Below are 15,919 nucleotides of genomic sequence, written 5' to 3'. Positions count from 1 at the left end.
AGCCGCGCGCTTCCCGTTTTTTTTGCCCGGCTTTTGCCTGCACGGGGTCAAAGCCGGTTATATTGCCCGACCCTACCGGGCCACGGCCCGGCCGGCGCGACAGGCGCGGCGCGGATCGGCATCCGGCGCGCGCCGCGTGCGGCGGCCGGCGAGCGGCCCGGCGTTTTCATCGTTCCGTCCGGGCCGGCACGGCCCGCGGAGCGCGCAACTTAGAGGAATCCATGAGCGCATCACCCGCCGAGCGGAAGGCCGGACCCGTTTCCATCGTGCGAATCGAAGCCGCGATCAACGCGTGGCGCGAAGTCTACCCGCCGGCGCCGGACGGCGAGGACGGCTACGCGCTCGACGCGGGCAGCAACTGCCTCGCCGAGCTGTACGGCAAGATGATCTGCTACCAGTTGCCGGACGTGCCGCTCGACTCGTTGAGCCACGAGCAGCGCGACGCGCTGTACGCGACCGAGGTGTGATGCGCGGTCGCGCCGCCGCGGCCGCCGCGGCGATGAAACGACGGGAAGCTTGCGGGCTTCCCGTTTTGCTTGGGGCAGCCCCCGGACGTCGCCGCGGGCACGACGCTGCTTGCGTCGGGATCGGCGCCGGCTGAGGTATCGTGACGGGATCGGGAAGCAGGCGATCGAAGACGCCGGTACGGATGGCCGGCGACGGTGACCGGTGCGGGCGCCGTCCGCGCGGTGCCGAAGGAGCGTCCGGCGCCTGTCCCGGGAGGATTCGAACATGGAGTTGAGACACCTCCGCTACTTCGTCGCGGTAGCCGAAGAGCGGAATTTCACGCGGGCGGCGGAACGGCTGCATATCGCGCAGCCGCCGCTGAGCCGGCAGATCCAGCAGCTCGAGGAAGCGCTCGGCGTGCCGCTGTTCGAGCGCACCGCGCGGCCGCTGAAGCTGACCGATGCCGGGCGCTTCTTCTATTCGCACGCGGTGCAGTTGCTCGCGCAGACGACCGAGCTCGAATCGATGACGAAGCGGGTCGGCAAGATCGAGCGCAGCATGTCGGTCGGTTTCGTCGGCTCGACGCTGTACGGGATGCTGCCGAAGATCATCCGGCGCTTTCGCAGCGAATATCCGGCCGTCGAGCTGAGCCTGCACGAGATGTCGACGATGGATCAGATCAAGGCGCTGAAGGAAGGGCGTATCGACGTCGGGTTCGGCCGCATCCGCCACGAGGATCCGAGCGTGCGGCGCGTCGTGCTGCGCGAGGAGCGGATGATCGTCGCGCTGCCGGTCGGTCACGTGCTCGACAGCGCGAAGCCCGTGCTGTCGCTGCACGATCTCGTGAACGACACGCTGATCATCTTTCCGAAGGCGCCGCGCCCGAGCTACGCGGACCAGGTGCTCGCGGCCTTCCACGATCGCGCGCTGCAACCGCGCCGGATCTACGAGACGCGCGAATTGCAGATCGCGCTCGGCCTCGTCGCGATGGGCGAGGGCGTGTCCGTCGTGCCGCATAGCGTGTACGGGCTGAAGCGCGACGACATCAGCTACAAGCCGCTCGACGATCCGAACCTCGTATCGCCCATCATCATGAGCATGCGCATGCTCGACGAATCGGAGGACATCCGCGCGATGCAGGCGCTGATCTACCGGCTGTACGACGAAGCCCAGATGGAGTATCTGCCGCCGCAGCCCGAATGAGTGCGGAGGCAAAAGAGGCTTGGGCTTGCTTGACGCCGCGCGCGCCGGCAGGCCACCATGTTCCGATTCGATGCGGCCGCCGACCGGCGGCCGCTTTCATGCAGACGACCGACACATGACCGATATCGTGACCGAGGAGATGACCGTCGAGACGCCGCAAGGGCGTCTCTTTGCGAAACGCTGGCGTGCGGAGCCGGCGCACCACGCGGCCGCGCCTGAGCCGGCCGCGCCTAAGCCGGCCGCGCCGATCGTGCTGCTGCACGATTCACTCGGCTGCGTCGACCTGTGGCGCGACTTTCCCGCGCAGCTTGCACGCGCCACGCAACGCGACGTGATCGCATACGACCGCCTCGGTTTCGGCCGTTCGGATCGTCATCCGGGCCAGCTCGGCACGACATTCGTGCGCGACGAGGCCGATCATGCGTTCGTCGCGGTACTGGAACAGCTCGGCGTCGATGCGTTCGTCGCGTTCGGGCACAGCGTCGGCGGCGGGATGGCGGTCGGCTGTGCGGCCGCGCATCCGGCGCGTTGCCGCGCCCTCGTGACGGTCGCCGCGCAGGCGTTCGTCGAGGATCGCACGCTGGCCGGCATTCGCGACGCGGGGCGGCAGTTCGACGAGCCGGGGCAGCTTGACCGGCTCGCGCGCTATCACGGCGACAAGGCCGAATGGGTGCTGCGCGCGTGGGTCGACACGTGGCTGTCGCCGGCGTTCCGCGACTGGAATCTCGACGGCGACCTGCCGCACGTGCAGTGCGCGACGCTCGCGATTCACGGCGAGGACGACGAATACGGGTCCGACGTGCATCCGAAGCGGATCGCCGCGCGCGTCGCGGGGCCGTCGTCGTTTCTGTTGCTCGCCCGCTGCGGGCACATGCCGCACCGCGAGCGAACGGACGACGTGCTGGCCGCCGTCGCGACGTTGCTGCGCGACGCGAGCGCCTGAGCGCGCTCGCCATCGTCGGCGGGCGTCCGCCCGCCGGCCGTCAGAACGAAAGCTGGATCGCGAGATCGATCGCCAGCAACGCGATCGACAGACCGATGCCGAGAATCACGTTCGGCAACCGGTGCTCGAAATCGCGATGATCCTTGCGCATCGCGGCGCCGAGCAGGAAGATCGCCTCGACGACGATCTGCAGTCCGACGAACAGCAGCATCAGCAGATACTCGTAGCCCATCTGCTTGAACGCGACGAATTGCATCCCGTGATCGCGGATCCACTGGCCGACGCGCAGCAGTTCGTAGACGAACAACAACGCAGGGAACAGGTAACTGATGAAGTAGGTCGGCGCGGTGGCGTGCCGTAGTTCGAGGTGGAAGTGCTGATGCGTGGTAGCCATCACAACCCTCCTTGCAACGCATGATTGCGGTCGCGACGGCGGCGCGATTGCGTGCGAACCAGGGGATTGCCCGAGGCACAGTGCGCAGCCGTACGTCATCAGCATACTGCTGCGCGCGGAATTTGGCATGCAATGCGTGTGTTCGTTGTAACAGTGTGTATGCGCCGCGCGACGCGTTGGCCGCGTCCCGCTGCCGGTCGTGCTGCGTCACCGTTTCGCTTCCGCGCCTTCGATGAACAACTTCGCGACCGCCTGAAACTCCCGTTTCAGCGACAGTCCCGGCACGGTCAGCCAGCGCAGCATCGCCGCGAGATACAGGTGATGGAACCAGGTTGCGAGCTGGTCGGCCCGCAGCGTGCGGTTCAGTTCGCCGGCCTGCTGACCGGCTGCGATCAGTTGCCGCCACACCGGCGCGATATCGCCGCCGTTCTCTCCCGCACGCTCCGGTTCGGCCGCGCCGATGCCGAGGAAGCGATGCCGCAGGTACGCGAGCAGGTACGCCGGATGTTGCTCGCACCAGGCGGCCGACGCGTCGAGCACGCAGCCGATGCGCGACGCAAAGGTCTTGCGCCGCGCGACGTCGTGCTGCAGATGCGCGAGATCGCGCGCGAGTTCGCCTTCGAGCCAGTGCGCGAGCACGGCTTCCTTCGTCGGAAAGTGGTTGTACAGCGTGCGCTTCGCGACATCGGCCTCGGCGGCGATCTGCTCCATCGTGACGGCTTCGTAGCCGTGCGCGTCGAACAGGCGCGCGGCGGTGGCGGCAAGATGCGCGAGCATCTGAATGCGTTTGCGCGCGCGGCGGCCCGGATCGTCGGTCGGAATCGTCATGGCAGGGGTTGACTGAAAGTGTACGGATTGCATTAGTATACGACGTGCACGTTTTTTGAATCCAACCTTTTCGGCTTTTCCGCCGTGTACGAGGCGCCCCGCATGAAACTCGTCATCGCCACCTACGGCACCGAAGGCGACACGCGTCCGCTCGCGGCGCTCGGCCGCGCGCTGATGGACGCCGGCCACGACGTCCGCCTGCTGGCCGATGCCGCGACGCTCGGGTCGGCCGACGCACTCGGCGTGCCGTCGGCGCCGCTGTCCGGCGACATCCGTCGCGCGATTGCGCCGGAAGGCGTGTTGGCCGATGCGGTGCGCGGGCGCGGCGGCTTGCACGATACGTCGAAGGCGCTTGCCGCGATCGCGAATGCGAACACGGCCGCGTGGATGCGCGAAGTCGCGGACGCGTCGGCCGGGCGCGACGCGCTTCTCGTGTCGGGGCTTGCATCGTTCGTCGGGTTGTCGGTCGCCGAATATCGCGGCATACCTGCGATCGGCACGGGCATGATCCCGATCACGCCGACCGCCGAATTCGCGTCTCCGTTCCTGCCGCCGGGGAAGTTGCCGCGCGGGCTGAATCGCGCGAGCCATCGGCTCGTGAACGCGTTGCTGTGGCAGGCGTTCAGGAAGTCGACGAATGCCGCGCGCGCCGGCGTATGCGGATTGCCGCCGCGCAAGCGCGTGTGGACCGATCATCCGATGCTGTATGGCGTGTCGCCGGCGCTGTTGTCCGGCCCGGCCGACTGGCCGGCCAACGTGCACGCATGCGGCCAGTGGCGAATCGATGCGCATGCATGGGCGCCGCCGCCCGACTTGTCGGCGTTTCTCGACGCGGGCGAGCCGCCCGTGTACATCGGGTTCGGCAGCATGGCCGGCTTCGATCGTGCGGCGCTGGCCGCCGCGCTGACGCATGCACTGGCCGGCCGGCGCGCGCTGTTTTATCCGGGCTGGAGCGGCATCGATGCGTCGCTGCTGCCCGCGCACATCCGCGTGATCGACGACACGCCGCACGACTGGCTGTTCCCGCGCGTCGCGATGGCGGTGCATCACGGCGGGTCGGGCACCACGCATTCGGCGGCGCGGGCCGGCATTCCGTCGGTGGTCGTGCCGTTCGCGGGCGATCAGTTCTTCTGGGCGAACCGGCTGCAGCGGCTCGGTGTCGCCGATGCGCCGATCGCCGGCAGGCGCATGGACGCTGCCGCGCTGGCGCGGGCGATCGCGTTTGCCGAGCGCGGCGACACGAAGGCGCGTGCGACGGAACTCGGTGCGCGCCTCGCGCGGGAGGATGGCTTGAAGCTGGCCGTCAGCGCGATCGGACGATGGGCGCAACCACGCGCGAGGTGAGCGCGCGCATCGGCATCAGAAATGCCCGGTGAACCGGTAACGGCTGCCAGGGTGCCACAGATTGGCGACCGACGCGACCATCCCTTGCGACCACGTGCGCCGGTGCAGCAGCAGGCACGGCTCGCGATCGTCCATCGTCAGGTGGTGGCGCGTTTCGGCGTCGGGCATCGCGGCCTCGATCCGGTATTCGACACGCTGCAGCGGCGCGACGCGCGTCAGGTACTGGTTCGGCGTCGTCGTCGTGAAGTCCTGCAACGCGTATTCGGGTGCGCAGGCCGGATTGACCCAGCGTTCCTCGAGTTGTACGGGCGTGTCGTTCTCGAAATGCAGCACGCGCGAATGGAAGATCGGGCTGCCGGCGTCGAGCCGCAGTTCGTCGGCGAGCTTCGCGTCGGCGACGGCCGCGCCGACCTGCAGCACCTGCGCGCGATAGCCGTGGCCGCGCGCGGCGACTTCGTCGGAGATGCTGCGGATCGCGACGAGCGTGGATTCGTATTTCGGCGACGCCACGTAAGTGCCCGAGCCGCGCGTGCGCGTGAGCACCTGTTCGGCGGTCAGTTCGCGCAGCGCGCGGTTGACGGTCATCCGCGCGACGTTGAATTCGCGCGCGAGCTCGTTCTCCGACGGCACCTGGTCGCCTTCCGCCCATTCGCCGGCATGAATGCGCGCGAGGATGAAGTCCTTGATTTCCTGATAGATCGGTGTGGTCATGGGATCACGATTCAGAGTCGGCGGCGGGCCGCCGCCGAATGCCGATCCGGCGCGCGCCCGGCGCCGAGTGTACCGGTTTCGCGGGCGCGCCGGCCCGGATTCCCCGAATGATCCCTGTTCGGCCGGCGCGCGTCCATGCGGGATTGCACAGAGCGGCGGGCCCGCGGCGGCTCGCGCGCGATCAGAACCGATGCCGGATGCCGACCGTTGCGACCACTTGCGTGCGCGTCGACGAAGCCGCGAGCCCCGTGACGTTCGCGAACCCGAGCGTCGCGCCCGACGGCACGCCGAACGCGTGCTGGTACACGGTTTCCGCGTACACGTCGGTGCGCTTGCTCAGCGCGTAGTCGGCCATCAGCGTCGCCTGGTGCCACTTCGGCCGGTGGCTGCCGGTTGCGTCGTCGTAGCGGCCGTCGGTGAACGTATAGGCGAGCGCGAACGAGACCGCCGGCGTCAGCGCGTAGCGCGCGTTGACCTCGTAGTTGTCGAAGCGCAGCGCGTTCAGCGCGCCGGGCAGCGACGACGCGGCCGTCTCGTCGAACATCGAGTGCGTCCACAACGCGCCGATCGTCAGCCGGGCGAACGCATAGCTGCCGCCGGCGCCCATCACGCGCTGCCGGACGGCCGGGAAGTTCGGCGCGTCGTTCGTCGACAGTGCGCCGCCGGCCGTCAGGCCGCCGCGATTGAGCTGCAGGTACGCGGCGCCGAGGCTGACCGGCCCGTTCGCGTACGACACGCCCGCGCTGTATGCGCGGTTGCTCGCGAAGCCGCCGGCCGCGTTGCTGAACCCGTACAGGCCGCCGAACTGCCAGCCGGCGAGCGTCGGGCTCGTGTATTTCACCGCGTTGTCGATGTAGAACGAATCGTCGATGTTGTCGTTGTCGAACGGATGCGACGCGAGGTTGTTGCCGTCGCCGTTGTTCGCCATCGCGAGCGGGCCGAGATAGTCGACCACGGCGTCGTATTGACGGCCGAGCGTCAGCGCGCCGTACCGGTCGCTCTGCAGCCCGACGTACGCGCGGCGGCCGAACGTCGTATTTCGATAGGACTGCGTGCCGTTGTTCAGATTGAAGCCGCTTTCGAGGCGGAACAGCGCGTGCAGGCCGCCGCCGAGATCCTCGTTGCCGCTCAGCCCGAAGACCGTATTCGACAGCAGCCCGCTGCCTTGCTGCCACGTACTTTTGCCAGACTGGTTGTTCGTATAGGCGATACCGGCATCCAGCATCCCGTAGAGCGTGACGCTGCTTTGCGCGTGCGCGGCGGCGCTGAAGAGTGCAAGCGAGAGAGTTCCGACAACTGCTTTTTTCATTGCATGTATTTCCTGGAAAGGCCCGTTGCGACGGGAACGGCGATCCGTCACGCGTGCCCGCGCGGGCACACGTGTGCGAATCGATGAAAGCGGGAGCGCGTGACACGTGTCACGCGCGGCGGCGAATGCCGGCTAGTGCTGCAACAGGCGGATCGTGCCGAACTCGGCGGCCGGCAGCACGCGCAGGATCGACAGGATCGCGGGCGACGCCTGCGAGCGCGCGACTTCGAGCTCGATGCACGCGCGCCCGGTGCGGCTGTCGAGCGAGGCCGCGTAGCAGTTGAGCGCGGCGCCGACGGCCTGATGCAACTGGCGCCGCACGAGCGCAAGGTCGTCCGATTCGACGCGGATCGACAGCAGCACGAGCGGGTCCGCGGCACAACGACGCCGCGAACGGGCGAGCGGCAGACCGCGTGAAGCAGCGCATTCGGTTCTGGTCGATTTCATGTGTTCATCCCCGGGTCGCATCGTGCTCCGCACTGCAGAGATCGCATATCGGACATGGCGCCCATTCTAGGAAGCGCGGTGACGATGCGGTGTATAGACTCGCGCCCACCCCGAAAAGAACCCGTAAAAACGCGATACCGCCTGGTTCCGCCCCGACGAGTTCGGTCTTCTCGTAAAGGCATTCGCTTGCGCGGCGTGCGCGGGTACACGGCGAACTTGCGCCGCACATGCCAACCGCGGCCGATTCGGCCCGGGCATCCACCAGCGGAATCGCCATTCGCCCGCCCGCTGGTCGGGCCGGGAACGGTCGGCTCGGCGAACGGGAAACCTGACGATGGCTGGATAAGTATAGACAAGTGAGGGCGCGTCTCTAGTCTGGGTCGATCGTTGGGAGAAGTCCCGTGTTTGACTTGATGTGATGCGCAATTGGTTGAAAAACAAGGGAAAAATTTCATCGATGCAAGAATCCGCCGACGACTAGAGATAAACCCGGATTGCCGGGCATTCCTCGAAAAAGGCAAAGTTGTATGTACAACTTTGAGCGTCGCCCGAAGGGGCGATCGCCGGGTTGGCAGGGTTCGCGGCGGGGGCGCGGTGCCGGCGGCGCCGGCGCGGGCTGCCCGACAGGGCCCGCCCAGTTCGCCTCTGACAGGAACGCCATGAAGAAACTCGCGCTCAGTATTGCCCCCGCTTGCATCGCGGTCGGTGCCCATGCCAACGATGGGTCGACGATCCGCTTCGGTACTTCGCATTCGACGTCTACGGCGGTTGATCGGCCCGCGCGCCGCGCGCTGCGCCCGGGCTGATGAGCAGGTGCATCAGTCAGCGCGCAAAACTCGTTTGATGCGCGGTTAATGGCTATTGACGATCCAGCCACATCGTTCCGGATTCTTCATATGATCTTTCAAGGATTTGGCCCGCTGCTGTGGGCCGGCACGGTCGAGACCGTGAAGCTCGCGGTGCTGTCGCTCGCCGCGTCGCTCGTGCTGGGCCTCATCGGTGCGAGCGCGAAACTGTCGACCCACCGCATGCTCAAGTCGATCGGCACCTTCTATACGACGCTGATCCGCGCGGTGCCCGATCTCGTCCTGATGCTGCTGCTGTTCTACGGGATGCAGATCCTGCTGAACAACGTCACCGACGCGCTCGGCTGGCGCCAGATCGACATCGATCCGTTCGTCGCCGGCGTCATCACGCTCGGCTTCATCTACGGCGCGTACTTCACCGAAACGTTCCGCGGCGCGTTCCTCGCGGTGCCGCGCGGCCAGCTCGAAGCCGGCTTCGCGTACGGCATGAGCGGCTGGCGCGTGTTTCGCCGCATCCTGTTTCCGCAGATGATGCGCTTCGCGTTGCCGGGCATCGGCAACAACTGGCAGGTGCTCGTGAAGGCCACCGCGCTCGTGTCGATCATCGGCCTTGCCGATGTCGTGAAGGCGTCGCAGGACGCCGGCAAGAGCACGCTCGATTTCTTTTTCTTCACGCTGGCCGCGGGCGCGATCTACCTCGCGATCACGACGGTGTCCAACGTCGTGTTGCATCACCTCGAGAAGCGTTATTCCGTCGGCGTCCGGAGGCTTGCACTGTGATCGAACTCGTCAGCCAGTACTGGCAAAACTTTCTCTATACCGACGGCTACCGCTTCAGCGGCCTCGCGATCACGCTGTGGCTGCTGGTCGTCTCGATCGCGCTCGGTTTCGCACTTGCCGTGCCGCTCGCGATTGCGCGCGCGTCGTCGAACCGCTGGATCTCGGGCCCCGTGTGGCTCTACACGTACGTGTTCCGCGGCACGCCGCTCTACGTGCAACTGCTCATGTGCTACACGGGCATCTACAGCCTGCAGGTCGTGCACGACCACGTGCTCCTCGACACATTCTTTCGCAACGCGATGAACTGCACGCTGCTCGCGTTCGTGCTGAACGAATGCGCGTATGCGACCGAGATCTTCGCGGGCGCGATCAAGGCGACGTCGGCCGGCGAGATCGAGGCCGGGATGGCCTACGGGATGTCGCGCTTCAAGCTCTATACGCGCATCATCCTGCCGTCCGCGCTGCGCCGCTCGCTGCCGAGCTACAGCAACGAAGTGATCCTGATGCTGCACGCGACGACGCTCGCGTTCACCGCGACCGTGCCCGACATCCTGAAGGTCACGCGCGACGTCAATTCGGCGACGTACATGTCGTTCCAGGCCTACGGCATCGCTGCCGTGCTGTACGCCGTCGTCGTGTTCGCGCTCATCTGGGCGTTCCGCAAGCTCGAGACGCGCTGGCTCGCGTACCTCGCGCCGCGCAGCCATTAACGCATTCGCATGATCCGCAACGAAGGACTCCGCATGTACAAGCTTACCGTTGACAACCTGCACAAGAAATTCGGCGACAACGAGGTGTTGAAGGGCGTGTCGATGAAGGCGAAGGCCGGCGACGTGATCAGCATCATCGGCTCGAGCGGCTCCGGCAAGAGCACGTTCCTGCGCTGCATCAACTTCCTCGAACAGCCGTGCTCGGGGCAGATCACGATCGGCAGCGAGCCGATCCAGACCACGCGCGAGCGCAACGGCTCGCTGCGCGTGGCCGACCAGAAGCAACTGCAGCGGATGCGCACGAAGCTGTCGATGGTGTTCCAGCACTTCAACCTATGGGCGCACATGACGGTGCTCGAGAACGTGATCGAGGCGCCGATGGCCGTGCTCGGGGTCGGCAAGGACGAGGCGACCGCGCGGGCGCGCACGTATCTGGAGAAGGTCGGGCTCGCGCCGCGCGTCGAGGGCATGTATCCATCGCACCTGTCGGGCGGCCAGCAGCAGCGCGTCGCGATTGCGCGCGCCCTCGCGATGGAGCCGGAAGTGATGCTGTTCGACGAGCCGACATCCGCGCTCGATCCGGAGCTGGTGGGCGAGGTGCTGAAGGTGATGCAGAAGCTCGCCGAGGAAGGCCGCACGATGGTCGTCGTCACGCACGAGATGGGCTTCGCGCGCAACGTGTCGAACCACGTGATCTTCCTGCATCAGGGGAAGATCGAGGAAGAGGGCGATCCGCAGCAGATTCTCGTGAATCCGAAGAGCGAGCGGCTTAGGCAGTTTCTGTCGGGACGGTTGAAGTAAGCCCGCGCGCGTTTCGCGCCGCCGCAAACTGGAACGCTAAATGCTTGTCTCGCGTGATCCTTTCGATGAAGGAGCACCGCGATGAGCACGCCGACCACCACTGCTTTTTCCCACGTGAAGCCGCAGGACACCGCCTTTCAAGGCGAGGGCCTGCGCGACTTTTTCCTGTACCGCGATCTCGGTATCGCCGCCGCGACGAACGGCAAAGTCGTCGCGCAACTCGTCAGGGCCAATCATGCACCGGAGGCGGGCACCGGCTGGCACCGTCACGAAGCCGAATTCCATATCGTGATCATGCTGAAGGGCTGGGCGCGCTTCATGTACGGCGAACAGGAAACGCTGGTGGCCGCCGGCGACTGCGTGCATCAGGCGCCGGGGATCGTCCACTACCTGTTCGACTACTCGCCGGACATGGAGTACCTGGAGATCGTCGGGCCCGCCGACTTCAAATCGATCGACGTTGAAGGCCCATGCGCGGTGCCGGAGCTGACGCCGTGGGGTGAGGCCGGTGCCTAGCTGGCCGGTTGGGTGTGCGTTTTCGAAGAACCGCCTGCATTCAGGCGGTTTTTTATTGATCCGCTAACTTCTGCGCCCCGTTCTCCGCTCCCGCACATTGCTTCGAATTCCAAAGGGTTGCGAAGATCCGCGCGAGGGGTTTTGCTCGCACGCCGCTCGAATGTCGCGGCCAACATCACCCGCATCTCCGGCGGGGCGGGGCAATTCACCGTGGCGCCAGCCGCGTTCAGTGCGCGTGATCCGATTCCGCCTCGGTCGCCTCATCGATCCCGGATGCACGTGCATCGAGCAGCGCACGCAGCGTGATGTAGTGCGCGCCGCTCATGTCGCCTTGCGTATCCGCGGTGCGATCGTACGGCTCGTTGTCGTGGATCGTCGCCCGCACGATCGGATAGATCTGCGTGTCCCACCGGCTGCCGTTGAACACGCCGTAATGTCCCACGCCCGTCTGTACATGGTGCGTCTTCAGGTACGACGGTAATCCCGAACACAGTTCCTGCGCGGCCACCGTCTGGCCTACTGCGCAGATATCGTCTTTCTCGCCTTCGATCGTCAACAGCGCGGTGCGATGAATCGCCGCCGGTTCGACGAGCGTGCCGTCGACCGTCAGCTCGCCGCGTGCGAGCGCGTACTGCTGGAACACCTTCTCGACCGTTTCCAGATAGAACTCCGCGGTGAGGTCGGCCGTCGCGAAATATTCGTCGTAGAAATGCCGCAACGTGTCGGCTTTCGCCGGGTCGCCTTTCGCGCGTTCGTAGTACAGATCGGCGAACGACGCAGCATGCCGGTCCGGATTCATCGACATGAACGCGCCGACCTGCACGAAGCCCGGATACACGCACCGCTGCGCGCCGACAAAACCTGTCGGCACCACGCTGATCAGGTTGCGCTCGAACCATTCGATCGGCTGGCTCGTCGCGAGTGCGTTGACCTTCGTCGGATTCACGCGGCAGTCGATCGGGCCGGCCATCAGCGTGAGGCTCGCGGGCTGCGCCGGATCGCCGCCGGCCGCCATCAGCGCGACCGCGGCCAGCGACGCGACGGTCGGCTGGCAGATGGCGAGCACGTGGGCGTCCGGGCCGATGTGACGGATGAAGTCGATCACGTGTGTGACGTATTCGTCGAAACCGAAACGCCCGGCCGCCAGCGGGATGTCGCGCGGGTTGTGCCAGTCGGTGATGTACACGTCGTGATCGGCCAGCATCGTGCGCACCGTGCCGCGCAGCAGCGTCGCGAAGTGCCCGGACATCGGCGCGACGATCAGCACGCGCGGCTGGCGCGCGACCGGCCGCGCCTTGCGGAAATGCAGCAGCGTCGCGAACGGCGTGGCCGCGGCCGCTTCCTCGACGATCGGCACCGTTTCGCCGTCGACGACGACCGACGCGATCCCGAACGGCGGCCGCCGATGCGAGAACGCGCAGCATTCGAGCAGTTCGCACAGCGCGTCGACCATGCGGCCCGTTGGCGTCGACGTCGCCGGCGGCCACAGCGACATCGTCGCGCGCGTGGCGGCTGCCCATGCACGCGCCGGGCGCAGGCATTCCGCAGACCATTGATAAAACGGATAGGCAAGCAGATTCATGACCGTCGCTCGTGATGCTGCATTGCAAGGAACGAGGCAAGCCGTATGCCAGCATGAAGCTGGCACGCGCGTTGCAGCGGTTCGGGAGCGCGGCGACGCGCGCGGTAGGTGATCAGCGGGCGAAGGCGATGCATTGCCTTGCTGGTCGGGCGCGCGACACCTGTCGCGATGCCGTGTGACGGTGCGCCACTTCGGCGAGCGGATTGCACGGGCGTGGTGCGCGCGGTCATGCGGCGCGTCCGTTTACGGTGCAGGGGCACGAACGACATTCAGCAGGGTGAGCGACATGGAATCCAACGCACGGACGACGCTGACCATCAGCAGCCGCAATTACTCGTCGTGGTCGATGCGCGGCTGGTTGCTCGCGAAGCTGAGCGGGCTCGCGTTTGAGACGATCAGCGTGCCGATCGATGCCGCTTCGCGCGCGGAGCTGCTGCTGCTGTCGCCGTCGATCCTCGTGCCGTGCCTCACGCACGACGGCAACGCGGTGTGGGACACGCTCGCGATCGCCGAATACCTGAACGAGATCAGGCCGCAGGCGCGGCTGCTGCCCGACGAACGCCATGCTCGCGCGCATTGCCGGTCGATCTGCGGCGAAATGCATTCCGGCTTCAGCGCCTTGCGATCCGCGCTGCCGATGAACCTGCGCGGGCATTTCCCCGGCTTCCGGATCTGGTCGCGCGCGCAGCACGACATCGAGCGGATCGTGACGATCTGGCGCGAGTGCCTGGCCGAGTACGGCGGCCCATGGTTGTTCGGGGCCGAGATCGGCATCGCCGACGCGATGTATGCGCCGGTCGTCACGCGCTTTTTGACCTATGACGTGAAGCTCGAACCGGACGTCGCCGAGTACTGCATGCAGGTGCTCACGCACCCGTTCGTCGCCGAGTGGATCGACGCGGCGAAGGCCGAGCACGAAGACATCGACGAACTCGATATGGAGTTCTGACCTGACGCGGGCGATCGTGGCAGGCATTTCAATGCTCGTCGCGGGGGACGATGCGGCATCAAGAGCGCGAAACCGGCGCGTGACGATTTTCGTCGCGTATTGATTGGCGTTCAGGTTGCGCCGTTTCTGCCTATATAGGCGGCCGCATATGCCAGCCCGACAACAACATAACGAATCTCGAATGATCGCTATCTGAAATCAGCGATGCGTTTCTGCGCCCGCCTGCCGATAACCCAATCTGGCTCAGACCGAGCGGTTATCGAGGGTTCCCCATGCATTTCTGGCGCAAGCTTTCCATTCAGAACAAGCTGATTCTCAGCATGACGAGTTGCCTGCTCGTGTTCGTCGCGATTTCGAGTGGGCTCAGCGTTCGACTGATCGGCAACGCGGTGCGCGATCGCGTCGTGCGCGAAGAACTGCCGACCGCCGTCAACGGCATCCGCGCCGACGTGCAGCGCCAGATGGCCGGCCCGATCGCCGCGTCGCGCATTCTCGCGCGCGATGCGTTTCTGCTGCAGTGGGAAGCCGACGGCGAACCCGATGCCGGCACGCGTAACTGGATCCAGCTCGCGAAGAACGTGAAGGACGAGCAGAAAGCCGCGTCCGTGCAGTGGGTGTCGGTGAAGAGCGGCAACTACTACAACGAAGCCGGCCTGCAGCGGAAGGTGACCGACAAGGATCAGTGGCTCACCAGCTTCCTGTCGTCGGGCAAGGCGTACGACGTGAACATGGATCGCGAAGTGACCGTCGGCGGCTACATGATGTTCATCAACAGCCGCGTGGAACTCGACGGCGTGCCGGTTGGCGCGGCAAGCATGAGCCTGTCCGTCGATGCGCTCGCGAAGGGCATCTCCGCTTACCGGATCGGCGAGACCGGATTTGCGTATCTCGTGCGTCCCGACGGCGCGATCATGATGCATCGCGATACGTCGCTGATCGACGGCAAGCATTTCCTGAAGGATGAGCCGGGCCTGCCGGGTGATGCGTCGGCGACGTTGCTTGTGGGCAAGCCGTATGCGTACCTGAGCTACGAGGGTGATGGCGGCGCGCGCTTCATCGCGACGTCGTTCATTCCGGAGCTGAATGCGTATGTGGTCGTTCAGGTGCCGCAGGCCGAACTGCTCGGGCCGGTGACGCGTGCGATTCGCAGCGCGGCGCTGGTCGCGGCGGTGGTGGGGCTTGGGGTTGCGTTGCTCGTGATCTGGCTGGTGGGGCGTGCGATTGCTGCGCCGATTAGGCGTGCGGCGACGCTGCTGTCGGAAATTGCCAGCGGCCAGGGTGATTTGACGCGCCGCATGGCGGTGGAGAGCCAGGACGAAATCGGGCAGTTGTCGGATGCGTTCAACCGGTTCGTGTCGTCGCTGTCGACGCTGGTTCATCGGATTCGTGCGGCTTCGGCTTCGATCGCGACCGGGTCGGCGCAGATTGCGTCGGGGAATGCGGATCTGAGCGAGCGTACCGAAGGGCAGTCGAGCAACCTGGAGCGGACGGCTTCGTCGATGGAAGAGATCACGGCCGTGGTGCGCAACAACACCGAGACGGCGACGACGGCCGCGAAGATGATCAACGGCGCGGCGGACACGGCGGCGCGTGGCGGGCAGGTGGTGGGCGAGGTCGTGACGACGATGGAGCAGATCAGTAACGCTTCGCAACGAATTTCCGAGATCATCGTGATGATTGACAGTATCTCGTTTCAGACGAATATTCTGGCGTTGAATGCCGCGGTGGAGGCGGCGCGGGCGGGGGAGCAGGGGCGTGGATTTGCTGTTGTCGCTTCGGAAGTGCGGAATCTGGCGCAGCGTAGCGCGCAGGCGGCGAAGGAGATCAAATCGCTGATCGAGCATAGCGCGGGGACGGTGGGTGCCGGGTCGCGGCTCGTGAGTGAGGCGGGGAAGGTGATGAGCGATGTGGTGTCGCAGGTTCAGGGCGTTAGCGCGATGATGAGCGAGATTGCTGAGGCTAGTCTGGAGCAAAGTGCCGGGATCGATCAGATCGGGGATGCGGTGCAGTCGCTCGATCAGATGACGCAGCAGAATGCGGCTTTGGTCGAGGAAAGCGCGGCGGCCGCGGAGAGTTTGAAGCAGCAGGCGGCGGAATTGACCAAGCTGGTTTCGGCTTTTAAGGTGGATGAGTAAGGAGGGGGCGGGAG

At 65.9% G+C, this 15,919-nt stretch carries 17 protein-coding genes and 1 pseudogene; 12 read left to right on the top strand and 6 right to left on the bottom strand.

What is annotated here, in order from left to right:
* Window positions 1-221: 221 nt before the first annotated feature.
* From C5F75_RS26965 to C5F75_RS26955, 3 genes are all read left to right on the top strand, one after another.
* Complete coding sequence (locus tag C5F75_RS26965) at window positions 222-467, top strand: DUF3717 domain-containing protein (protein ID WP_059644709.1); 246 nt, start codon at window positions 222-224, stop codon at window positions 465-467.
* Between the two features lie 265 nt (window positions 468-732).
* A complete protein-coding gene (locus C5F75_RS26960) occupies window positions 733-1,650 on the top strand; it encodes a LysR family transcriptional regulator (RefSeq protein ID WP_050018064.1) in 918 nt (305 codons plus the stop codon).
* A gap of 115 nt (window positions 1,651-1,765) precedes the next feature.
* On the top strand, window positions 1,766-2,593 hold the full coding sequence (locus C5F75_RS26955; RefSeq protein ID WP_059575260.1) for an alpha/beta fold hydrolase: 828 nt from the start codon (window positions 1,766-1,768) through the stop codon (window positions 2,591-2,593).
* A gap of 40 nt (window positions 2,594-2,633) precedes the next feature.
* Here C5F75_RS26955 and C5F75_RS26950 read toward each other — a convergent pair whose 3' ends face one another.
* Both C5F75_RS26950 and C5F75_RS26940 read right to left on the bottom strand, forming a co-directional pair.
* A complete protein-coding gene (locus C5F75_RS26950) occupies window positions 2,634-2,987 on the bottom strand; it encodes a hypothetical protein (RefSeq protein ID WP_050018066.1) in 354 nt (117 codons plus the stop codon).
* A 207-nt stretch (window positions 2,988-3,194) separates the two neighbouring features.
* A complete protein-coding gene (locus C5F75_RS26940) occupies window positions 3,195-3,815 on the bottom strand; it encodes a TetR/AcrR family transcriptional regulator (protein WP_060967847.1) in 621 nt (206 codons plus the stop codon).
* Window positions 3,816-3,917: 102 nt separating this feature from the next.
* Between C5F75_RS26940 and C5F75_RS26935 the strand changes: the two genes are divergently transcribed.
* Window positions 3,918-5,159 (top strand): glycosyltransferase, encoded by a 1,242-nt coding sequence (locus C5F75_RS26935; RefSeq protein ID WP_104012964.1) that lies wholly within the window; start codon window positions 3,918-3,920, stop codon window positions 5,157-5,159.
* 15 nt (window positions 5,160-5,174) lie between these two features.
* Here C5F75_RS26935 and hutC read toward each other — a convergent pair whose 3' ends face one another.
* The 3 genes from hutC to C5F75_RS26920 form a co-directional block, all read right to left on the bottom strand.
* A complete protein-coding gene (gene hutC, locus C5F75_RS26930) occupies window positions 5,175-5,870 on the bottom strand; it encodes a histidine utilization repressor (RefSeq protein ID WP_059575266.1) in 696 nt (231 codons plus the stop codon).
* A 181-nt stretch (window positions 5,871-6,051) separates the two neighbouring features.
* Window positions 6,052-7,179 carry a porin gene (locus tag C5F75_RS26925; RefSeq protein ID WP_059575268.1) on the bottom strand — a complete coding sequence of 376 codons (1,128 nt, stop codon included), beginning with the start codon at window positions 7,177-7,179 and terminating at the stop codon, window positions 6,052-6,054.
* Window positions 7,180-7,311: 132 nt separating this feature from the next.
* Complete coding sequence (locus C5F75_RS26920; RefSeq protein WP_081066526.1) at window positions 7,312-7,626, bottom strand: hypothetical protein; 315 nt, start codon at window positions 7,624-7,626, stop codon at window positions 7,312-7,314.
* A gap of 659 nt (window positions 7,627-8,285) precedes the next feature.
* On the opposite strand from C5F75_RS26920, the gene C5F75_RS37365 reads away from it, so the two are divergent.
* The 5 genes from C5F75_RS37365 (at window position 8,286) to C5F75_RS26895 (ending at window position 11,239) form a co-directional block, all read left to right on the top strand.
* Window positions 8,286-8,432 carry a hypothetical protein gene (locus C5F75_RS37365; protein WP_226094222.1) on the top strand — a complete coding sequence of 49 codons (147 nt, stop codon included), beginning with the start codon at window positions 8,286-8,288 and terminating at the stop codon, window positions 8,430-8,432.
* Window positions 8,433-8,522: 90 nt separating this feature from the next.
* Window positions 8,523-9,212 carry an ABC transporter permease gene (locus C5F75_RS26910; RefSeq protein ID WP_059575273.1) on the top strand — a complete coding sequence of 230 codons (690 nt, stop codon included), beginning with the start codon at window positions 8,523-8,525 and terminating at the stop codon, window positions 9,210-9,212.
* Window positions 9,209-9,922, top strand: coding sequence for an ABC transporter permease (locus tag C5F75_RS26905; RefSeq protein ID WP_059575275.1), 714 nt, complete (start codon window positions 9,209-9,211; stop codon window positions 9,920-9,922). The genes C5F75_RS26910 and C5F75_RS26905 overlap by 4 nt, the downstream gene beginning before the upstream one ends.
* 33 nt (window positions 9,923-9,955) lie before the next feature.
* The gene (locus tag C5F75_RS26900; protein WP_059575345.1) at window positions 9,956-10,723 is read left to right on the top strand and encodes an ABC transporter ATP-binding protein; all 768 of its coding nucleotides are present in this window, start codon (window positions 9,956-9,958) and stop codon (window positions 10,721-10,723) included.
* Window positions 10,724-10,804: 81 nt separating this feature from the next.
* Complete coding sequence (locus C5F75_RS26895; protein ID WP_104012963.1) at window positions 10,805-11,239, top strand: cupin domain-containing protein; 435 nt, start codon at window positions 10,805-10,807, stop codon at window positions 11,237-11,239.
* A 226-nt stretch (window positions 11,240-11,465) separates the two neighbouring features.
* On the opposite strand, the gene C5F75_RS26890 is transcribed toward C5F75_RS26895, so the two are convergent.
* Window positions 11,466-12,821 (bottom strand): polyhydroxyalkanoate depolymerase, encoded by a 1,356-nt coding sequence (locus tag C5F75_RS26890; protein ID WP_104012962.1) that lies wholly within the window; start codon window positions 12,819-12,821, stop codon window positions 11,466-11,468.
* 286 nt (window positions 12,822-13,107) lie between these two features.
* On the opposite strand from C5F75_RS26890, the gene C5F75_RS26885 reads away from it, so the two are divergent.
* The 3 genes and pseudogenes from C5F75_RS26885 to C5F75_RS26875 all read left to right on the top strand — a co-directional run bounded on the left by C5F75_RS26885 (window position 13,108) and on the right by C5F75_RS26875 (window position 15,905).
* Entirely contained in the window at window positions 13,108-13,770 is a 663-nt protein-coding gene (locus tag C5F75_RS26885) for a glutathione S-transferase family protein (RefSeq protein WP_059575280.1), read from the top strand.
* A gap of 34 nt (window positions 13,771-13,804) precedes the next feature.
* Window positions 13,805-13,873, top strand: a pseudogene (locus C5F75_RS26880) (motility protein B); the annotation flags it as partial.
* Window positions 13,874-14,042: 169 nt separating this feature from the next.
* Window positions 14,043-15,905 carry a methyl-accepting chemotaxis protein gene (locus tag C5F75_RS26875; RefSeq protein WP_104012961.1) on the top strand — a complete coding sequence of 621 codons (1,863 nt, stop codon included), beginning with the start codon at window positions 14,043-14,045 and terminating at the stop codon, window positions 15,903-15,905.
* Window positions 15,906-15,919 lie beyond the last annotated feature (14 nt).

The organism is Burkholderia anthinoferrum (assembly GCF_002925705.1).
Classification (GTDB): Bacteria; Pseudomonadota; Gammaproteobacteria; order Burkholderiales; family Burkholderiaceae; genus Burkholderia; species Burkholderia semiarida.
The sequence above is the reverse complement of the archived record's forward strand: the minus strand, read 5'-3'. Positions and strand labels throughout refer to the sequence as shown.